The sequence below is a fragment of the Plantibacter sp. H53 genome, assembly GCF_001650455.1.
In the GTDB taxonomy this organism is placed as follows: Bacteria; Actinomycetota; Actinomycetes; order Actinomycetales; family Microbacteriaceae; genus Plantibacter; species Plantibacter flavus_A.
This window is the reverse complement of sequence record NZ_LWCT01000051.1, coordinates 92813-110981: the sequence shown is the minus strand read 5'-3', so window position 1 is coordinate 110981 and position 18169 is coordinate 92813. Positions and strand designations below refer to the sequence as shown.

General features: G+C 69.5%; 17 protein-coding genes. 4 read left to right on the top strand and 13 right to left on the bottom strand.

From position 1 onward, the window contains the following. Positions 1 to 149: 149 nt before the first annotated feature. Both A4X17_RS18645 and A4X17_RS18640 read left to right on the top strand, forming a co-directional pair. A complete protein-coding gene (locus A4X17_RS18645) occupies positions 150 to 1052 on the top strand; it encodes a fumarylacetoacetate hydrolase family protein (protein WP_082916291.1) in 903 nt (300 codons plus the stop codon). Then, entirely contained in the window at positions 1049 to 1819 is a 771-nt protein-coding gene (locus A4X17_RS18640) for an SDR family NAD(P)-dependent oxidoreductase (RefSeq protein ID WP_064297145.1), read from the top strand. Before A4X17_RS18645 ends, A4X17_RS18640 begins: the two co-directional genes overlap by 4 nt. Before the next feature lie 251 nt (positions 1820 to 2070). Here the strand turns inward: A4X17_RS18640 and A4X17_RS18635 are convergent, their stop codons facing one another. Beyond that, on the bottom strand, positions 2071 to 2727 hold the full coding sequence (locus A4X17_RS18635; protein WP_231884440.1) for a MarR family winged helix-turn-helix transcriptional regulator: 657 nt from the start codon (positions 2725 to 2727) through the stop codon (positions 2071 to 2073). 53 nt (positions 2728 to 2780) lie between these two features. On the opposite strand from A4X17_RS18635, the gene A4X17_RS18630 reads away from it, so the two are divergent. Then, complete coding sequence (locus A4X17_RS18630; protein ID WP_064297143.1) at positions 2781 to 3542, top strand: hypothetical protein; 762 nt, start codon at positions 2781 to 2783, stop codon at positions 3540 to 3542. Positions 3543 to 3936: 394 nt separating this feature from the next. Here the strand turns inward: A4X17_RS18630 and A4X17_RS18625 are convergent, their stop codons facing one another. From A4X17_RS18625 to A4X17_RS18600, 6 genes are all read right to left on the bottom strand, one after another. After that, positions 3937 to 5115 (bottom strand): glycoside hydrolase family 1 protein, encoded by a 1179-nt coding sequence (locus tag A4X17_RS18625; RefSeq protein ID WP_064297142.1) that lies wholly within the window; start codon positions 5113 to 5115, stop codon positions 3937 to 3939. Between the two features lie 100 nt (positions 5116 to 5215). After that, complete coding sequence (locus A4X17_RS18620) at positions 5216 to 6985, bottom strand: ABC transporter ATP-binding protein (protein ID WP_064297141.1); 1770 nt, start codon at positions 6983 to 6985, stop codon at positions 5216 to 5218. Beyond that, positions 6982 to 7902: an ABC transporter permease gene (locus A4X17_RS18615; RefSeq protein WP_064297140.1), complete on the bottom strand. Its 921-nt coding sequence runs from the start codon at positions 7900 to 7902 to the stop codon at positions 6982 to 6984. Before A4X17_RS18615 ends, A4X17_RS18620 begins: the two co-directional genes overlap by 4 nt. Beyond that, positions 7899 to 8870, bottom strand: a complete 972-nt coding sequence (locus A4X17_RS18610; protein ID WP_064297181.1) for an ABC transporter permease — start codon at positions 8868 to 8870, stop codon at positions 7899 to 7901. The genes A4X17_RS18615 and A4X17_RS18610 overlap by 4 nt, the downstream gene beginning before the upstream one ends. Positions 8871 to 8878: 8 nt before the next feature. Beyond that, positions 8879 to 10555 carry an ABC transporter substrate-binding protein gene (locus A4X17_RS18605; RefSeq protein ID WP_082916290.1) on the bottom strand — a complete coding sequence of 559 codons (1677 nt, stop codon included), beginning with the start codon at positions 10553 to 10555 and terminating at the stop codon, positions 8879 to 8881. Between the two features lie 188 nt (positions 10556 to 10743). Then, the gene (locus A4X17_RS18600; protein ID WP_064297139.1) at positions 10744 to 11853 is read right to left on the bottom strand and encodes a LacI family DNA-binding transcriptional regulator; all 1110 of its coding nucleotides are present in this window, start codon (positions 11851 to 11853) and stop codon (positions 10744 to 10746) included. A 205-nt stretch (positions 11854 to 12058) separates the two neighbouring features. Here A4X17_RS18600 and A4X17_RS18595 point away from each other — a divergent pair, with 205 nt between their 5' ends. After that, a complete protein-coding gene (locus tag A4X17_RS18595) occupies positions 12059 to 12859 on the top strand; it encodes an isocitrate lyase/phosphoenolpyruvate mutase family protein (protein ID WP_064297138.1) in 801 nt (266 codons plus the stop codon). A 99-nt stretch (positions 12860 to 12958) separates the two neighbouring features. Here the strand turns inward: A4X17_RS18595 and A4X17_RS18590 are convergent, their stop codons facing one another. The 6 genes from A4X17_RS18590 to A4X17_RS18565 are packed head-to-tail and all read right to left on the bottom strand — an operon-like array spanning position 12959 to position 18167. Continuing rightward, positions 12959 to 13825 (bottom strand): prenyltransferase, encoded by an 867-nt coding sequence (locus A4X17_RS18590; protein ID WP_064297137.1) that lies wholly within the window; start codon positions 13823 to 13825, stop codon positions 12959 to 12961. After that, on the bottom strand, positions 13822 to 14202 hold the full coding sequence (locus tag A4X17_RS18585) for a hypothetical protein (protein WP_064297136.1): 381 nt from the start codon (positions 14200 to 14202) through the stop codon (positions 13822 to 13824). The genes A4X17_RS18590 and A4X17_RS18585 overlap by 4 nt, the downstream gene beginning before the upstream one ends. After that, the gene (locus A4X17_RS18580) at positions 14199 to 14552 is read right to left on the bottom strand and encodes a lycopene cyclase domain-containing protein (protein WP_064297135.1); all 354 of its coding nucleotides are present in this window, start codon (positions 14550 to 14552) and stop codon (positions 14199 to 14201) included. Before A4X17_RS18580 ends, A4X17_RS18585 begins: the two co-directional genes overlap by 4 nt. Then, positions 14552 to 16132: a phytoene desaturase family protein gene (gene crtI, locus A4X17_RS18575; RefSeq protein ID WP_064297134.1), complete on the bottom strand. Its 1581-nt coding sequence runs from the start codon at positions 16130 to 16132 to the stop codon at positions 14552 to 14554. Before crtI ends, A4X17_RS18580 begins: the two co-directional genes overlap by 1 nt. Then, positions 16129 to 17097 (bottom strand): squalene/phytoene synthase family protein, encoded by a 969-nt coding sequence (locus A4X17_RS18570; RefSeq protein WP_064297133.1) that lies wholly within the window; start codon positions 17095 to 17097, stop codon positions 16129 to 16131. The genes crtI and A4X17_RS18570 overlap by 4 nt, the downstream gene beginning before the upstream one ends. Continuing rightward, positions 17094 to 18167: a polyprenyl synthetase family protein gene (locus A4X17_RS18565; RefSeq protein ID WP_079001229.1), complete on the bottom strand. Its 1074-nt coding sequence runs from the start codon at positions 18165 to 18167 to the stop codon at positions 17094 to 17096. Before A4X17_RS18565 ends, A4X17_RS18570 begins: the two co-directional genes overlap by 4 nt. Positions 18168 to 18169 lie beyond the last annotated feature (2 nt).

Sequence of the window (18169 nt, the reverse complement as noted above, 5' to 3'; positions counted from 1 at the left end):
AGCTTAGACATCCGATGTATGGACTGTCAATGCGATCATTTCAGCCGAAAAGAGCTGTTGCGGCGGTCGGCGTGGAGGGTAGAGTTCAGACGTTATCGGCTACGGAGCCGGGTCCGCACGCGGGCACCGGCGGAACCGGAAGGACCAGCATGCGCTTCGCCAGACTCGGCCCCGTGGACGGGGAGACCCCCGTCGTGTTCATGGGCGACACCGCCTACGACCTCCGATCGATCACCCCCGACATCGACGGAGCGTTCCTCGCCGGCGGCGGCGTCGCCCGTGTCCGCGCCGCCCTCGAGTCGGGTGCGCTCCCCGTCCTCGACGGCGCCGACGAGCTCCGGATCGGCGCGCCGATCGCCCGGCCGAGCGCCGTCGTCTGCATCGGGATGAACTACGCGGCGCATGCGGCGGAGTCCGGATCCGCTCCGCCCGAGATCCCGATCATGTTCCTGAAGACGCCCAACACGGTCGTCGGACCGAATGACGACGTCCGCATCCCGCGAGGCAGCACGAAGACCGACTGGGAGGTCGAGCTGGGCGTCGTCATCGGCGAGCGCACCTCCTACCTCGACAGCCCCGAGGACGCTCTCGGCCGCATCGCCGGCTTCGTCACCGCGAACGACGTGTCGGAGCGCGACTTCCAGATGGCGGCGAGTGGTGGTCAGTGGTCGAAGGGCAAGTGCGCTCCGGGCTTCAACCCGACCGGCCCGTGGCTCGTGACGCCGGACGAGGTCGACGCCGGTACCCTGCGACTCCGCAGCTGGGTCAACGGCGAACCGCGTCAGGACTCGAGCACGGCCGACCTCATCTTCGACGTCGCCACGGTCATCTGGCACCTGAGCCAGTACCTGCAGCTCGAACCCGGCGACCTCGTCCTGACCGGCACACCCGAGGGCGTCGCGCTCTCCGGCCGGTTCCCCTACCTCGCACCGGGCGACGTCTGCGAGGTCGAGATCGAGGGCCTCGGCCGCCAGCGACAGCGGTTCGTCGACCCGGTCCCTGGAATCGCGCCGTCGGCCAAGCCGGCCGAGGCACTCGGAGCCCGCGCATGAGCGCCGCAGACACCGGCGAGCTCGACGGACTCGTCGCGATCGTCACCGGCGGCGCTTCGGGGATCGGCGCCGCCATCGTCGAACGCCTCGCCGCCGATGGTGCGAGCGTCGCGATCCTCGATCTGAACCCCTCACCAGACGAGGACTCCGCCACCCGCCTGTCGGTGCGGGCGAACGTCGCCGACGACGCCTCCGTCCGTGCCGCGATCGACGCCGTCGTGGCACGGTTCGGCCGCCTCGACATCGTCGTGAACAACGCCGGTATCGGTGCGCAGGGCACCGTCGAGTCGAACGACGACGACGAGTGGCACCGCGTCTTCGACATCAACGTCGTCGGCATGGCTCGCGTGACGCGCGCGGCCCTCCCACACCTGCGCGAGTCGCCGTCGGCCGCGATCGTGAACACCGCGTCGATCGCCGCGACGGCGGGACTTCCCCAGCGCGCGCTCTACACGGCGACGAAGGGGGCCGTGCTGTCCTTGACGCGCGCGATGGCCGCCGACCACCTGCGCGAAGGCGTCCGGGTCAACTGTGTGAACCCGGGCACGGCCGACACCCCGTGGGTGGGTCGACTGCTCGACAGCGCGCCAGACCCGGCCGCCGAGCGCGCCGCGCTCGAGGCACGCCAGCCGCATGGCCGACTCGTCGCCGCGACCGAGGTCGCCGGTGCCGTCGCCTACCTGGCGAGCCCGCGATCAGGCTCGACGACCGGCACCTCGATCGCCGTCGACGGCGGGATGCAGGAGCTCCGCCTCCGCCCCGAGTAGCGAGGGCGGGGTCCCGATGCCGCCTCACGGTTCACAACTCAGGAGCGCCCCGGCGGTTCTGCCCCGAGACCGCCACCCCAAGGCCGACACGCCTGACTCCTCCTGAATTACGAACCGCATGGACCGGACGGGTCCGATTGTGCAGAACTCAGGCGCACGCCGGCGCGTCCGGCCACAGAGGGGATGATCCAGCTCGACTCACCGGGACGCTCCTGAATTACGAACCCGGAGTCGAGGATCAGGCGGGCGAACTACCGGTCGGTGTCGGGGCGCGGCCACGCGGCGACGAAGCGCTCGAGGAAGGCGGCGAACTGCGCCGCCTCCTCGGGCGTGAACCCCGAGAGCGCGGTCGTGACCGCGTCGCGTCGACCCCGGCGCGCCTCCTGCAGGACCGCACGGCCGGCGGCGCTCAGCTGCACCACGCTGCGTCGACCGTCGTTCGGGTCGACCGCGCGAGCGACCTCGCCGCGCTTCGTCGCTTCGGCCACGAGCCGACTCGCCCGCGGCTGGTCGACGCCGATCGACTCCGCGAGCGCACTGATCCCCATGCCACCGGCCGCCTCGTCACGAGCGAGCGCGTCCAGCATCCGGAACCGGGCCGCCTGGGCGATCGCCTGCTCGCGCGGGTGACGGGCACCACCGCCAGGACCCCAGGGCCCGCCGAGGCCGGGCCCGAAGCCCGGACCGCGCCCACGTCCGCGTTCGTCCTCAGCGCTGCCGTCGGCGTCGTGCCGATGACCGTCCCCGTGCTCATCGTGGTGGTGATGACCGGGCCCTCCGCGCCCACCACGTCCGCCGAAGCGACGGCCTGACTGGTCCCGTCGGATCTGGACGAGGGCCCGCTCGATCATCTCCACCGGGTCGGTTGCTGTGGGTTCGCTGGGCTGCGCTTGACGATCGGCGGACATACATGTCATTATACATTTACATGTAATAGGGCATGCAAATAAGGAGACCACTCATGAACACCCACACGACTTCCCCAGAGCAGTCCACCAGCCCGACCGCCGAGCGCCCGCTCGGCTTCTGGCTCCGCACCGTCGACCACGCGGTCAAGCACTCGATGCACGAGGTGCTCGCCGAGGACGGCCTCGGCCGCCGCAGCTGGCGCACCCTCGAGCTCATCGCCTCCGGCGCCTCGAGCCTCGAGGAGATCGACGCCGCGCTCCCGCCACACCGCCGCGGACCGCGCGGCCCCGAACGGTTCGGCCGCCGCGGCGGGTTCGGCCCCGGTCGCGGCTTCGGTCACCCCGAGCGCACCGCCGAGACGACCGCGGACACCGTGTCCGCCGAGCGTCCGGGCGACCACGAGCACGGCCGCCCCGCTCACGATCGGGCCTTCGGGCGCGGCCACGAGTACGGTCCCGGCTTCGGTCGTGATCACCGACCCGGCGGCGCACCGTTCGGTCCCGGCCACGGCCACCACCGCGGTCCTCGTCGATCGACCGCGGACATCGTCATGGACTTCGCCGCTCGCGGCTGGGTCATCGTCGACACCGACGGCATCACCCTGACCGATACCGGTCGCGCGGCGCACGACGCGCTCCGCACCAAGGTCGACGCGGTCCGCCAGACCGTCGCCGACGCCGTCTCACCCGAGGACCTCGCGACGACGCTCGCCAGCCTCGAGAGCATCGCCCGAGCCTTCGGCCGGGACGAGCACACGGCGCACGAGCACGGCCCGCGTGGTCGCTTCGGTCGCGGCCCTCGCAGCGAGCGCTGACCGGCCGCCGGCGTCTTCCGCCCATGCGGACCCCAGCCGACCACCATGCACAGAGCCCCGGGCAGCAATCGCCACCCGGGGCTCTCTCCGTTCGACCAACCGTCCCGTTCTCAGGACTCCGCCGCGTGTCGCCACCCACACGAGCCCGACACACCGGACATCTCCTGAGTCGGGGACGAACGGACCACACCCGACCCCGACGCCCCTATCTCAGGACTCCGCCGCGTGTCGCCACCCACACGAGCCCGACACACCGGACATCTCCTGAGTCGGGGTCGAACGGACCACACGCGACCCCGGCGCCCCGTTCTCAGGACTCCGCCGCGTGTCGCTACCCACACGAGCCCGACACACCGGACATCTCCTGAGTTGGGGACGGCACCGGGGGCTTCAACTACTCCGTGAGGCCGTTCGCCTTCGCGACGTTCCCGAGCCACGCGAGGCTCGGCTTCGGCGTACGCACGAAGGTCTCACGGTCGACGGCGATGAGACCGAAGGTCGGCCGGAAGCCGCTCGCCCACTCGTAGTTGTCGAGCGCGCTCCAGTGGAGGTACCCCTCGAGCTGGATCCCGTCCTGGATGCAGGCGTGCAGCTCGCGCAGGGCGCCGTCCGTGTAGTCGATCCGACGCGTGTCGTCCGAGGTCGCGATGCCGTTCTCGGTGATCATGATCGGCACCCCGCCCGACAGCTCCCAGGCGCTCCGCACACCCTCGGCTGCGGCCGGCGGGTAGAACTCCCAACCGGTGAGCGTCGTCTCGACGCCGTCCTCGACGGGCAGCGGACCCTTCGGCCCGATGAACGTGCGCGTGTACGCCTGGACACCGAGGAAGTCGTCGCCGGCGGACTGCTCGAGGTACCAGTCGTCACGCGGGTAGCCGTACTCGCGCAGCATCTCGTCGGAGCCGGGCTCACCGTTCGACCGGAACGCCTGCGTCGCGATCGTCCAGCCGGACTTCAGGCCGGACACCTGCGAGAGCACCTCGCGCGAACGCTTGTGGGACTCGAGGAGCGCGTCGGCCACGAAGAGGTCCGGGTTCGGCAGGCCGTACGCGACGAGGTTCGCCGCGTCCTCTCCACCGGCGAGCATCGCGGCGATGTTCGGCTCGTTGATGGTGCAGACGTGTTCGACGCCCTCGCCGACGATCGGCAGGGTGAGCTCGGTGTACCGCGCGAAGAGGTCGGCGGCGTCCTTCGCCCGCCAGAACCCGTCGCGCTCGAACCAGCGCGGCACCGTGAAGTGCATGAGCGTGACGACCGGGTTGAGTCCCAGCTCGTGCGCGGTGTCGACCATGCGACGGTAGTGGTCGACCTCGGCACGCGAGACGATGCCGCGCTCGGGCTCGATCCGCGCCCACTCGATGCTGAACCGGTAGGTGTTGAGCCCGGCGTCGGCGAGCAGCTGCATGTCCTCGCGGTAGCGGTGGTAGCTGTCCATCGCGTCGCCCGAGGGCTCGACGATGTTCGTCCCGGCTTCGTGCTCGTGCACCCACCAGTTGCTGTTGATGTTGTTGCCCTCGATCTGGTGGGCAGCGGTGGCGGCGCCCCAGAGGAAGCCGTCGGGGAAGGTCAGCACGGGTGTTGCTCCTGTTCGTCGTGCGATTCGTTCGCCCCTTTTTGGGCGAACGAGCGTTCGCTCGCCCAAAAACGGGCGAACGGACGCGGGAGGGTCCGCGTCAGCGCTTGGCGCGGGCCGGGTTGGGGACGGCGTCGAGCAGCTGGATCGTGTAAGGATCCTGCGGGTGCTGCAGGACGTGCGCGGTCTCGCCACGTTCGACGACACGACCCTGGTTGAGGACCATGATGTTGTCGGTCACGAGTCGCGCCGACAGCAGGTCGTGCGTGATGTAGAGCATCGAGACGCCCCACTGCTCACGCAGGTCCTCGAGCAGCGCGAGCACACCGGCACGCAGCGACACGTCGAGCATCGACACGGGCTCGTCGGCGATGAGCACCTGCGGGTCGCTCGCGAGCGCCCGGGCGATCACGACGCGCTGCCGCTGTCCACCGGAGAGCTGGTGGGGCAGCTTCGCCGCGAACTGCTCGACGGGCGAGAGGCCCACCGTCTCGAGGAGTTCGAGCACGCGCTTGCGCACCGCGTCACCCTTCAGCCCGGTGAAGTTCACCACCGGACGGGTGAGGGTGTACTCGACCGTGTGCAGCGGGTTGAGCGCCGCATACGGGTCCTGGAAGATCATCTGCACGTTCTTGTGCAGGTTCCGGATGCCCTTGCGGTTCAGCTGGGCGACGTCGAGGTCGCCGAAGCGGACCGCACCGGACGTCGGCTTCTCGATGCCCGTGATGAGCTTCGCGATGGTCGACTTGCCGGAGCCCGAGGCCCCGACAAGCGCGAGCGACTGACCGGGTTCGAGCGTGAACGACACGTCGTCGACGGCCGTCACCGCGGACTCACCGCGACGCGGCGGCGGGTAGACCTTCGAGACGGCGTCGACGATGACCGCCGACTCCGCCGAGCGACCGGCACGCGACGACGCCTTCCCCGACTCGGAGCTCGCGCTCGTCGCAGTCGGGACGCTCGTGGTCGTGCCGGAGACGGGAGCCGTCCCACGGTTGGCCCGCGATGGGAAACCGGGCAGCTCGACGACCGCGGCGCGTGGGTCGGCGTAGTGGCTGAGCAGCATCCGCGTGTACGGGTCCTGCGGCCGTTCGAGGATGTCGCGACTCGGGGCGTCCTCGACGATGCGGCCCTCGTGCATGACGAGCACGCGCTGCGTCGCCTCGAGCACGACGCCGAGGTCGTGGCTGATGAGGATGGCGGTGAACCCCTCGGCCTGCTGCAGCTCGGTGATCGTGTCCATGATCGCGTGCTGCACGAGGACGTCGAGCGCGGTGGTCGGTTCGTCGAACACCATGAGGCGGGGCTCGAGCGACAGGGCCAGCGCGATGGACACGCGCTGGCGCATACCGCCGGACAGCTCACCGGGGAAGCGGGCGAGCACCTGCGGCGTCAGCCCGACCTTGCCGACCAGCTCGGCCATCCGGGCGTCCCAACGGTCGCGGGACACGTGACCGTGCGCTTTGAAGATGTCGACGAAATGGTTGCGGATCGTGCGGACCGGGTTGAGCGCGTTCATGCCCGACTGCAGCACCATGGCGAACCCGCCCTGCCGCTGCTCACGGAGCGCCTCGTCGCCGAGCTCGCGGATGTCCTTGCCCCCGAAGAGGATCTGCCCGCCGTTGATGCGGGCCGGCGGCTTCTGCAAGCGGGTGGCCGCGAAGCCGAGCGTCGACTTCCCGGAGCCGGACTCGCCGACGAGCCCGATGAACTCACCGGCGCCGACGGAGAACGACACGTGGTCGACCGCCTGGACCGGCGCGGCGCCGACGGACTCGTAGACGACGGACAGGTCGCGGACCTCGAGGAGCGCTCCGGTCCCGGCTGCCGACGCGGATGCGCTCTCGGCCTGGAGGTTGACGGCGTTCATCGTGACTTCCCTTCACGGAGGCGCGGGTTGCTGATCGCGTCGACACCGAAGTTGATGAGGGTGAGGCTCATCGCGAGGAGCGCGATGCAGAGACCGGGGGCGAAGAGGAGGATCCACTGACCGGTGAGCAGGGCGTTGGAGTTCTGCGCCCAGTAGAGGATGGTGCCCCAGCTGACGATCGACGAGTCGCCGAGGCCGAGGAACTCGAGGCCGGCCTCCGCGAGGATCGCACTCGTCGCGGCACCGAAGAAGCCTCCGGCGATGAGGGACGTCATGTTCGGCAGGATCTCGTTGAACACGATGCGGAACGGTCGGTCGCCGGAGAAGCGGGCCGCGGTCACGAAGTCACGCGAACGCAGCGACTGCGTCTGGCTGCGGAGCACGCGGGCACCCCACGCCCACCCGGTGATCACGATGACCGCGACGATCATCACGAGCCCACCGTTCTGGAGGTACGCGGCGATGACGATCATGAGCGGCAGGCCGGGCACCACGAGGAACAGGTTGACGATGAAGTTCACGACCTCGGCGCCGAAGCCCTTGATGTAGCCCCAGCTGAGGCCGATCAGCACGGCGACGATCGTCGACAGGATGCCGGCGATGAAACCGACCGTGACGCTGATCTGCGAACCGTAGATGAGCTGGCTGAGGACGTCCTCGCCTGCCGCCGTCGTCCCGAACCAGTGCTCGGGGCTCGAGTCGGCGTTCCGGGGGAACCCGTCCTGGCTCGCGCCGTAGGGTGCGAGCACCGGCGCGAAGATCGCGACGAGGATGAAGAACGCGAGGATGATCAGCCCGAGGCGGGACTTCCAGTTGGCCCAGAGCGTCGCCGCCGATCGACCGATGAAGGCGAACTTCCGCGGCGGACGCACGGCCTGGTCGGACTGCAGTGTCTTGACGTGCTGTGTGGTGGTCATCGGCGGGTCCTTGGGTCGAGTACGCCGTACAGGATGTCGACGAGGAAGTTGGCGACGAGCACGCTCACCGTGATGAGCAGGAAGAGCGCCTGCATGAGCGGGTAGTCCTGTCCGATCACCGCGTTGAACAGGAGGAAGCCGATGCCCGGGTAGCCGAAGACCTGCTCCACGAGGATCGAGCCGCCGACCACCCCGCCGAGCGCGAGCCCGAAGCCGGTGAGGTTCGGGAGGATCGCGTTGCGGGCCGCGTACTTGATGGCGACCGTGCGACCACGGAGGCCGTTGGCCTCGGCGAAGGTCACGTAATCGTCACCGAGGGTGTTGATCATCGCGTTGCGCATGCCGATGATCCAGCCTCCGAGGCTCGTCACGAGGATCGTCAGCGCCGGCAGCACCGCGTGGTACGCGACGTCGACGATGAAGTCCCAGGTGAAGGCCGGCGAAGCCGTCGGCCCGAAGGCACCCGAGGTCGGGAACCAGTGGAGGACGTAGCCGGCGAAGAACAGCAGGAGCAGCGCGGTCCAGAAGTACGGGAACGTGCTGGCGAAGGTGCCGCTCAGCGTCGGCAGCGCGTCGAGCCAGGTGTTCCGCCGCCAGGCCGCGAGCACGCCGATGAGCGTGCCGAGGATGAAGGCGACGATGGTGACGATCCCGAGCAGGATGATCGTGTACGGGAACGCCTGCCAGATGAGCTCGCCGACCGACTGCGGGAAGAAGGTGTACGACACCCCGAAGTCGAGCGTGACGACCTGGTGGAGGTACGTGACGTACTGCTCCCAGAGGTTGCCGCCGGGGACACCGAGTTGGGCCTCGATCGCCGCACGCGTGGCCGCGGAGACCGGACCGTTCTGGGCGAGCTTCGCGATCGCGGCGTCCGTCGGTGAGCCGGGCATGAGCCGCGGCAGGAGGAAGTTCAGCGTGACCGCCGCCCACAGGGTGAGGACGAAGAGGCCGAGTTTGCGCACCATGTACACGGTCACTCACCGTCCTTCCGGAGCTTGAGGTGCGTAAACACGAGGAGCGGGGTCTGGTCGTAGGTCTGGAGCGGTGCGTACGGATTGTCCGCGTCCGGCCAGCCGGTGAACTTCTTGTCGTTGTAGAGACCCCAGAGTCCGCCGTAGTACATGCCGATGACCGGGAAGTCGCTGTAGACGATCTGCTGCATCTGGTGACTCAGCCCGAGACGGGTGGCCTCGTCGGTGGTCTCCTTGTACTGGGCGAGCAGCTGGTCCATCTGCGGGTTGCGGTAGCGACCGAAGTTGCTGGATGTCGTCTCGCCGATGGGCTTCGCGAACTCGCTGTTGAAGCTGTTGTTGAAACCCTGGAACATGATGCCGTTGCCCATTCCGCCCATCGCGACCTGGAAGTCACCGCTCTGGATGGCCTGCTGGTACCCCGGCGGCTGCGGCTGCTTGATCTGCACGTCGATGCCGAGGGCGCCGAGCTCCTTGCGGACCTCCTGGACCGCGCGGAGCCAGTCCGCGTAGCCGTTGGCGGTCGTGATCGAGAAGCTGAACTGTTTGCCCGCCGCGTCGACGAGCTTGCCACCCTGCTGGGTGTACCCGGCGGCCGCGAAGGCTTCGAGGGCGCCGGCGGTGTCCTGCGTGATCATGCCCTGGTTCGGCAGGGTCGGGTCGAGTTCGTCCTCCTGGTTGGGGAGCATGAGGCTCGACTGGCCGGCGGCACCGAGGTAGCCCTCGGTCGCCGCATCGGCGATCTTGTCGCGGTCGAGCGCCAGGGCGATGCCGCGACGGACGTCCACGTTGTCGAAGGGGGCGACGTCCATGTTGGGCACGAGCCCGATCACGCCTCCCGGCGGGAACCAGAACTTGTTGTGGTCGTTGGCCGCAACCCAGGTGCCTTCGACGTTCGACAGGAACGAGTACGCCCAGTCGAAGCCCTTCGTGACGATGTCGATTTCACCGGTGGCCGCGGGGATCACGAGGTGGTTGACCTCGATCTTGTCGGCCTGCCAGTACGTCTCGTTCTTGTCCATCGTGTACTGCTGCGAGGTGTAGTTGCCGAGGACGTACGGACCGGTGCCGACCGGGTTCGGGTTCCGCCAGGTGTCGGGGCTCTTGACGTCCTTCCAGATGTGCTCCGGGACGATGAGCGTCTGCGAGACGATGTCGGCCGCGGGAGCGTCGTCGTCGAGCAGGTGCATGATGACGTGCTGGCCCTTCACCTCGATCGTGTCGATGTGCTGCCAGGCGCCCTTCTGATCGAGCGTCGGGTACTGCTTGATGAGGTCGAAGGTGAACTTGACGTCCTCAGGGGTGAAGGCCTCACCGTCGGACCAGGTGGCGCCGTCGCGGATCGTGTAGTCGATCGTGCGGGCGTCCGGGAGGTCGACCTTCTCGGCGAGCCACGGCGTCTCCTTGCCGTCGAGCACGTTGATGATCACGAGCGGCTCGTAGATGTAGCTCGAGGCCGAGCGCTTGTTCACGAGGTAGGGGTTGAAGTTCCGCTCGAGCATCGGGGTGCCCTTGTCGGAGGCCAGCAGCATCGTGTCGGCGGGGATCGAGGGATCCGGCTCGCTCTTGATCTGGATGCTGCAGCCGGAGACGAGCAGGGCCGCCGCGGCGATCATCGCCGCTGCTCCGAGTCGTCTGCGCCTGCGGACCTTGGTCCGCTCGTGCGTCGTGTGCGTCATCGCCACCGTCCTTGCTGAAGTCTGTACCGGTTGAGTGTAAGCGCATACATTGTCCGACGCAACCCGTGTCGGACATCCGCTCCTGTTCGCAATTCAGGAGACCCTCGGCGTGGCGGCCTCGCGGCGGACGAACGCGTCCGCGGCACGCCGCGGGCTTCCTGAATGGTGAACGCGAGGGGAGGCGATGATCAGGACGTGATCGACTCGGAGCTCTCGCGGAGGACGACCTCCACGGGGAGTCGGACGGACATCGCGGGCAGCTTGGGCTCGGCGAGGCGACGGGCGAGCGCCTGCACGGAGACCCGGCCCAGCGTCTCCATCGGCTGCCGGACCGTCGTGAGCCGCGGAGCCGACAGGCGGCCGGCGTCGATGCCGTCGAAGCCGGTGACGATGAGCTCCTCCGGGACCGCGACCCCGGCGATCCTGGCGGCGTCGATCACGCCGAGCGCCATCTGGTCGTTGGCGCACACGACGGCCCGCGGCAGCCCGTCGCGCCGGAACAGCTCCCGACCGACCCGTCGCCCGCCCTCCCGGGTGAAGTCGCCGCGGAGGGTCGGCTCCTCCGGGGCCTCGAGCGACCGGTCCGCGAGGGCCGCACGGAACCCACTCCAGCGCTCGGCGTCATCGGGCGAGCCGAGGCTTCCCGCCACGTACTCGAGCTCTCGGGCACCGAGGTCGTCGATGAGGTGCGCCGTGAGCGTGCGCATCCCCTCGGCGTTGCTCACGGAGACGTGGTCGAGGTCGTCGTCGCGCCGCGGCCCCGCCATCACGACGATCGGGACGTGCCGCGACAGGCGTGCGAGCTCCTCCTCGCTGGCGCTCCCGGCCAGCACCATGAGGCCGTCCACCCGACCCGCCATGTCGCGCACCGTCTGCGTCGCCGTGGACCCGCGCCCGACGCCGACGAGCAGCGCGAACCCGCTCCGCCAGGACTCCAGCTCACAACCGCGCAGCACCTCGTCGAAGTAGAGGTTGAGCGTCCGCGTGTCGGTCCGCTCCGGGATGTCGCGGACGATGCGCGCTCCCCCGGCCGCCGCCTCGTCACCCTCGAGGGCGATGTCCCCGAGGTCGTCCATCGCGTCGAGCCCCTGGAAGAACAGGCCGATGACGCCGGTACGGCGCGCGGCGAGCCCTCGTGCGGCTCCACTCGGGACGTACCCGAGTTCACCGACCGAGGCGAGCACGCGGTCTCGGGTGGCCGGTTTCACGTCGTCAGGGCGGCTGAGCACCCGCGAGACCGTCGCGATGGAGACGCCGGCGTGGTGCGCGACGTCGTAGACCGTCGGCGGTTTCGTCATGGGAGCGCCTTCCTTCGGCCACCAATGATACGCACGGCATCCTGCCCGCCCGGTTCACCGGCGGCGTGGGATGACGCGTGGAGCGCCCTCGTCTTGCGTCACGGGAGCGCCCCACAGGAGCCGGCAACCGCATCGAACCCGAACGTTCCCTGAATTCTCGACGCTTGTCGGCTGGGCGGCCGACGTCCGCTGGCAGACTGCGGACATGACTGATCAGCATGCCAAAGCCGTCCTCCTCAACTCCCTCCACGAGCCGGGTTCCCCGCTCATCGTCACCAACGTCTGGGACGCCATCACCGCGAAGGTCGTCTCCGAGGCCCCCGGCGTCGTCGCCCTCGCTTCGGCGAGCCACTCGGTGTCGAACGTCCGTGGGCTCGAAGACGGCGGTGGCCTCGACGTCGACGAGGCGATCGCCGCCGCGAAGATCATCGTGGGCGCCGTCGACCTGCCGGTGACGATCGACTTCGAGAAGGGCTACGCGTCCGACGCGGCCGGCGTTCGTGAGAACGTCCGCCGCCTCATCGTCGAGTCGGGTGCCGTCGGGATCAACCTCGAGGACTCCGTCGGTGCCGCGAAGGCCCCGCAGTTCCCGATCGAAGAGGCCGCGGCCCGCGTCGCCGCCGCTCGCGCCGGAGCCGAGGACGCCGGCATCCCGCTCGTCATCAACGCCCGGGTCGACACCCTCGCCGGTGACCCTGAGGCGTGGGACGAGGCCGTCGCTCGCGCCAACGCCTACCTCGAGGCCGGTGCGGACGTCGTCTTCTTCCTCGGGCTCGGTACGGAGGAACTCGTCGCCAAGGCCATCGAGCAGGTGCACGGACGCATCTCCGTCATCGGCTACCCCGGCGCGGTCCCGCTCAAGCGCCTGGCCGAACTCGGCGTCTCACGCGTCAGCTTCGGCCCCGGCACCCTCGGCCTGACGCTCGCCGCCCTCCAGCGTGCGGCGACCGGCCTCACCGAGCTCGGCGAATACCCCGAGGACCTCGGCTTCTCCTTCGAGCTCTGATCCTCGACTGACGACCCGTTCTCAGGAGAACCCGGGCGTGGCGCGGTGCAACGCCTGCGGCGCGCCGGGGGACTCCTGAGACAGGGTCGCGGGTTCCGGTCAGGACGTCAGGAACCAGTACCAGATGATGAGCATCGTGATGAGGAAGCCCGTCAGGAAGTTGAGGCGGAGGAACCGCTTCCAGCCCGCGTTGGCCCGCTCGGCGTCCTCCTCGCGGAGGTTCCAGAACGGCAGCACACTCGCGGCGTAGGGCAGTGCGAGCAGGCCCGCCAACGGGATGGGCCACGGGGTCACGAGCATCAGCGCACCGCCGGCGAGGTAGGCGACGAAGGCGAACCGGACGGTCGCCGCCGCACCGATGACCGTCGCGATCGAGCCGATCCCGCCCTCCCGGTCGGCGATGATGTCCTGCACCGCACCGAAGGCGTGGCTGGCGATCCCCCAGAGGAAGTAGCCGACGAGCAGCGCCCAGAGCGCGGGCGTGAAGACCGCACCGGCGAGGACGAGGCCGTAGACCGCCGGGCTCACGAAGTGCGTGCTCGAGGTGAGCGAGTCGATGAACGGCCGCTCCTTGAACCGCAGGCCGGGTGCGCTGTACGCGATGAGCGCGAACACGCTGATCGCGAGGACGAGCCACGAGAGCGGCGACCCGATGACGACGAGGTAGACGAGGAACGGGACGTTCGTCACGATCGCCGCGAAGATCGTCAACCGGTGCATCCGACGGTCCAGGACCGCGCCCTCGACGCCGCCCTTGCGCGGGTTCCGCAGGTCGGACTCGTAGTCGAAGACGTCGTTGATGCCGTACATCGCGAGGTTGTACGGGATGAGGAAGTAGAGCGTCCCGAGCCAGAAGGTGAGGTCGAGCTCGCGCGTGGTCAGCAGGTACGCCGCTGCGAACGGGTAGGCGGTGTTGATCCACGACAGCGGTCGGGAGGACAGCACGAGCTGGCCGAGTCGGTTCATGCCGGGTCCTCCTGGGACGGGGATGGGGAGACGGGAGCAGGGGTTGGGCGCTCGAGGAGCACCCAGAGGGACGGGAGCAGGACGGCCGCGGCGATGGCGTAGGCGAAGTCCTCGAGGGGTGCGATGCCGATGAAGGCGCCGGAGATGAGTGCCGGGTCGTAGCCGACGAGCCCGATGCCGATCATGATGTTGTCGAACAGCGCGGTCATCAGCAGGAGGACGACGAGCCCACCGCCCACCGCGAGCAGCCAGGTGCCCGCCGTCAGGCCGGCGGACCGCGATCCGTTCACACGGCGGCGATCGAGCCGCACGACCGCCAGCAGGGCGACGACCGCCACGACGGCGAGGAACCATGCGTTGAGGGCCCAGTAGGTCATCGTCCGCTCACCTCGGCGGCGCCGGTCGTCCGGCGGACCACCCGGCCGAGCGTGTGTCGCGCCGCACCGAACAGGTTCATCGTGAGGTAGCAGAGCAGCGTCAGGAAGAAGACCTCCTCGATCGGCAGCTCGGGCGCGACCTGGAGCCCGGTCATGAACGCCGTCTCACCGCGGAAGAAGATGCCGGTGCCGATGCCGAGCAGGTCCCACACGAGGAAGAACACGACGCCGATCGGCAGGATGATCGCGGCCCGCCGTCGATCGGCCCAGAAGAACAGCCGGAACCGCCGGTCGAGCATGACCATCCCGGTGATCGAGACGAGCAGCGCCAGCAGGTACAGCAGACCCATCAGCCGGTCGCCTCGGCGCGCGCGCGCAACGGCTCAGCCATCGGGCCGGTGGTGATGTCGCCGCGCATGCGCTTCACGACGAGCTCCGCGCTGATGAGGCACATCGGCAGGCCGATGCCCGGGATGGTGGAGCCACCGGTGTAGAACAGGCCGTCGACCTTCTTGCTGACGTTGCCGCTCCGGAACATCGCGCTCTGCGAGAGGATGTGCGCCGGCCCGAGGGCGGTGCCCTTCCAGACGTTGAGGTCGGTCGCGAAGTCGGCTGGTCCGACGTCGCGACGCACCACGATGCGCTCGGCGAGGTCGGGGACGCCGGCCCACTCGGCGATCTGCGCGATGGCGGCGTCACCGATCTCCGCGACCCGGGCGTCTCCCCCGCCACCGATGGACGGGTCGGCCGGGACCGGGACCAGGATGAACAGGTTCTCGTGGCCGTCGGGTGCGACGCCCGCATCGGTCGCGCTCGGACGGCAGACGTAGAGCGACGCGGGGTCGGGCACGCTCGTCTCCTCGCCGAAGATGCGGCCGAAGTTGTCGCGCCAGTCGGCCGTGAAGAACAGGCTGTGGTGCAGGAGCTCCGGCAGCTCGCCGCGGACGCCGAGCATGACGAGCACGGCTCCGGGACCGGCCGTGCGCTTCTCCCAGTACTCGGCCGGGTAGGTCTGGAGTTCGCGGGGCAGCAGCGTCGTCTCGGTGTGGTGCAGGTCGGCGGCGGACACCACGCGGTCTGCACGGAGCAGCTGCCGACGACCGCCGGCGTCGAGGTAGTTGACGCCGTCGACCCTGGCGCGGCGGCCGGCGGGCATCGTGGTGATGCCGGTGACCTCGGCGCCCGTGATGATCTCCACGCCCTCGGCGCGGGCGAGCTCGGCGATCGTGTCGATGATCCGCGAGAAGCCGCCCTGCGGGTAGAGCACGCCGTCCTCGAGGTCGAGGTAGCTCATGAGGTGGTACATGCTCGGCGCCTCGAAGGGCGAGGAACCGAGGAACACGGCCGGGTAGCCGAGGATCTGCTGCAACCGGACGTCGGAGACGGTGCGCGCGGCCAGGGTGTCGAGGTCCTCCGTGAGGAGCTTCGCGAGCTTCGGCATCCGGGCGAGGACCTCACGGCTCGCGAGCGTCCGGTACGACTCGAACGTCGTGTACAGGAAGCTCCGGATGGCGATCTCGTACGTCTCCTTCGCGCTACGGAGGTACTCGTCCATCTTCGCGCCGGCACCGGGCTCGACCGACTCGAACAGGGCGAGGTTGCCGGCCCGGTCGGCGGCGAGGTCGAGGTGCCCGTCGCGGCCCTCCGAGTAGACGCGGTAGGCCGGATCGAGTCGCCCGAGGTCGAGCTGCTCGGCCGCGGAGGTGCCGAGGAGCCGGTAGAAGTGGTCGAAGACCTCCGGCATGAGGTACCAGCTCGGGCCGGTGTCGAAGGTGAAGCCGTCCTGCTCCCAGGTGCCGGCGCGGCCGCCGAGCACCTCGCGTCGTTCGAGCAGGGTGACCCGCTGGCCGTCGCGGGCGAGGAGGGCTGCGGTGGCGAGACCGCTGATGCCGCCGCCGATGACGACGGTGCGGTTGTGGGAGGGGGTCATGACTGCGAGCTCTCGTCGATCGTCGGGATGGAGGCGGTGGTGCCGGTCGTGGCTGGTGTGCGACCGGCGAGCGCGCCGGCGGCGATGCGGAGCTTGACCGGGTCGGGCACCCGGACACGCGTGCGGACGAGGGCCGAGGCCGGCGTGGTCCGGATGCGTCGGGCGAGTTCCGAGAAGAGCTCCTGGGCGAGGGCGACCGCGCGACGGCTCGACTTCGGCAGCCGTCCGAGGACCGCTGCCGAACGGTCGAGATCGGCTTCGATGTCGTCGAGCAGGCTGTGCTTCTGCGCCTCGCTGAGCTCGTCGACGGCGACACCCGGGAAGTAGCTGCGTCCGAGCTCGTCGTGGTCGGCCGAGAGGTCGCGCAGGAAGTTGACCTTCTGGAAGGCGGCACCGAGACTCCTGGCGCCGACGACGAACGCGGCGCGCTGGGCGTCGTCGACGTCGTGGCCGCGCAGGAAGATCCGCAGGCACATGAGCCCGACGACCTCGGCGGAGCCGTACACGTAGTCGCGGAACGTCTCCGGGGTGTGGACGGTGCGCGAGAGGTCCGCGCGCATGGACGCGAAGAACGGACGGGTGAGGTCGGTCTCGATGCCCGCGGACCGCGCCGAGATGGCGAAGGCGTGGACGACGAGGTTGCTGCTGTATCCCGTCTCCATCGCATCCTCGGTGTCCTGCTCGAGGGCGTCGAGCATGCGGAGGACCCGCTCGGGGCCGAGCCCGGCCGCCGCGGCCACGCCGTCGACGATCTCGTCGGCGATGCGGACGAGCGCGTACACGTTCTCGACGTCCTGGCGGATGTCGCCACCCAGCAGCCTGGCCGCCAGACCGAAGGACGTGGAGTACCGACGGATGACGATGCTGGCGGTCTCCTGCGCGACCCGGTCGTAGAGCTGTCGTGCGTCGCCGACCGCCGAGGCGTCGTCCGCGGGTCGCCCGGTCCCGTCCCCTGCTGCGGTCATCGCGACCGCTCGAGCACGGTGGCGACGATGGGGCGGAGCTCGTCGCGGAGCTGCGCCGGGATGCTCGGCGAGGCCAGCTGTTCCCAGGCGCGGTTGGCGTAGTCACCGGCCAGCAGGGTCGCGTGCTGGCGGGCGCCCGTCGTCGTGAGGACGTCGCGCAGGACGGCGGCACCCTCCTCGTCGAGGTCCGGGTCGCCGAAGAGGTGCTCGACGGCGTGCCACTCGGGCTGCTCCGCTGCGAACGCCACCATGACCGTCAGCTTGCCCTCGCGGAGGTCGCCGATCGTCGTCTTGCCGGTCGTCTTCGAGTCGCCGAAGACGCCGAGGACGTCGTCGATGATCTGGTAGGCGATGCCGATCTGCTGCCCGAAGGCCCCGAGCGCGTCGATCGTCGCCTCCGGAGCACCGGCCAGGACACCACCCGACTGCAGTGGCGCCTCGAACGAGTAGTAGGCGGTCTTCAGGCGCTCCATGCGGATGATGTCGTCGACCGTCGGGACGACGCCGCCGACCGTGAAGTCGACGTCGGCGAGCTCACCGGCTGCCGAAGCGGAGATGGCGTCGTCGAGGATCTCGCGGAGGCGGGTGCGGACCGAGTCGGCGCTCCCGGCGCGGTCGATCAGACGGTAGGACGCGGACAGGGCGAGGTCGCCCGCGATGACGGCGACGGACATGCCGCGGTGCTCGGCGAGCGGCAGCGGGATGCCCGCGGTCTGCGCGATGTCGCGGTAGCTACCGGAGACGTTGGGGCTGCCGCGCCGGACGAAGTCGCGGTCGATCACGTCGTCGTGGACGATCAGCGCGGTGTGCAGGAGTTCGTAGGCGGCCGCGACGTGGGCGGCCGCGACGATGTCCTCGCCACCCAGCGCCTCGTACGCCGTCATGACCATCCGGGGACGGAACCGCTTGCCGCCGGCCATGCTGCGCTCGATGGTCTCCCAGAGCCGCAGGTAGCCGGCGCCGCCGAACGACACCGCCTGCGTCTTCGCCAGTTCGAGGAAACGCTCGAGGGCATCCTCGACCTGATGCTGTTGTCGATAGGGCACGTCGACGACGTGGTGGGTCTCCATAT

Bases quoted from the DNA above. Each gene is read 5' to 3' on its own strand.
- A4X17_RS18645 (WP_082916291.1), top strand. From the start codon at position 150: ATGCGCTTCGCCAGACTCGGCCCCGTGGACGGGGAGACCCCCGTCGTG.
- A4X17_RS18640 (WP_064297145.1), top strand. From the start codon at position 1,049: ATGAGCGCCGCAGACACCGGCGAGCTCGACGGACTCGTCGCGATCGTC.
- A4X17_RS18635 (WP_231884440.1), bottom strand. From the start codon at position 2,727: ATGTCCGCCGATCGTCAAGCGCAGCCCAGCGAACCCACAGCAACCGAC.
- A4X17_RS18630 (WP_064297143.1), top strand. From the start codon at position 2,781: ATGAACACCCACACGACTTCCCCAGAGCAGTCCACCAGCCCGACCGCC.
- A4X17_RS18620 (WP_064297141.1), bottom strand. From the start codon at position 6,985: ATGAACGCCGTCAACCTCCAGGCCGAGAGCGCATCCGCGTCGGCAGCC.
- A4X17_RS18615 (WP_064297140.1), bottom strand. From the start codon at position 7,902: ATGACCACCACACAGCACGTCAAGACACTGCAGTCCGACCAGGCCGTG.
- A4X17_RS18610 (WP_064297181.1), bottom strand. From the start codon at position 8,870: ATGGTGCGCAAACTCGGCCTCTTCGTCCTCACCCTGTGGGCGGCGGTC.
- A4X17_RS18605 (WP_082916290.1), bottom strand. From the start codon at position 10,555: ATGACGCACACGACGCACGAGCGGACCAAGGTCCGCAGGCGCAGACGA.
- A4X17_RS18600 (WP_064297139.1), bottom strand. From the start codon at position 11,853: ATGACGAAACCGCCGACGGTCTACGACGTCGCGCACCACGCCGGCGTC.
- A4X17_RS18595 (WP_064297138.1), top strand. From the start codon at position 12,059: ATGACTGATCAGCATGCCAAAGCCGTCCTCCTCAACTCCCTCCACGAG.
- A4X17_RS18590 (WP_064297137.1), bottom strand. From the start codon at position 13,825: ATGAACCGACTCGGCCAGCTCGTGCTGTCCTCCCGACCGCTGTCGTGG.
- A4X17_RS18585 (WP_064297136.1), bottom strand. From the start codon at position 14,202: ATGACCTACTGGGCCCTCAACGCATGGTTCCTCGCCGTCGTGGCGGTC.
- A4X17_RS18580 (WP_064297135.1), bottom strand. From the start codon at position 14,552: ATGGGTCTGCTGTACCTGCTGGCGCTGCTCGTCTCGATCACCGGGATG.
- crtI (WP_064297134.1), bottom strand. From the start codon at position 16,132: ATGACCCCCTCCCACAACCGCACCGTCGTCATCGGCGGCGGCATCAGC.
- A4X17_RS18570 (WP_064297133.1), bottom strand. From the start codon at position 17,097: ATGACCGCAGCAGGGGACGGGACCGGGCGACCCGCGGACGACGCCTCG.
- A4X17_RS18565 (WP_079001229.1), bottom strand. From the start codon at position 18,167: ATGGAGACCCACCACGTCGTCGACGTGCCCTATCGACAACAGCATCAG.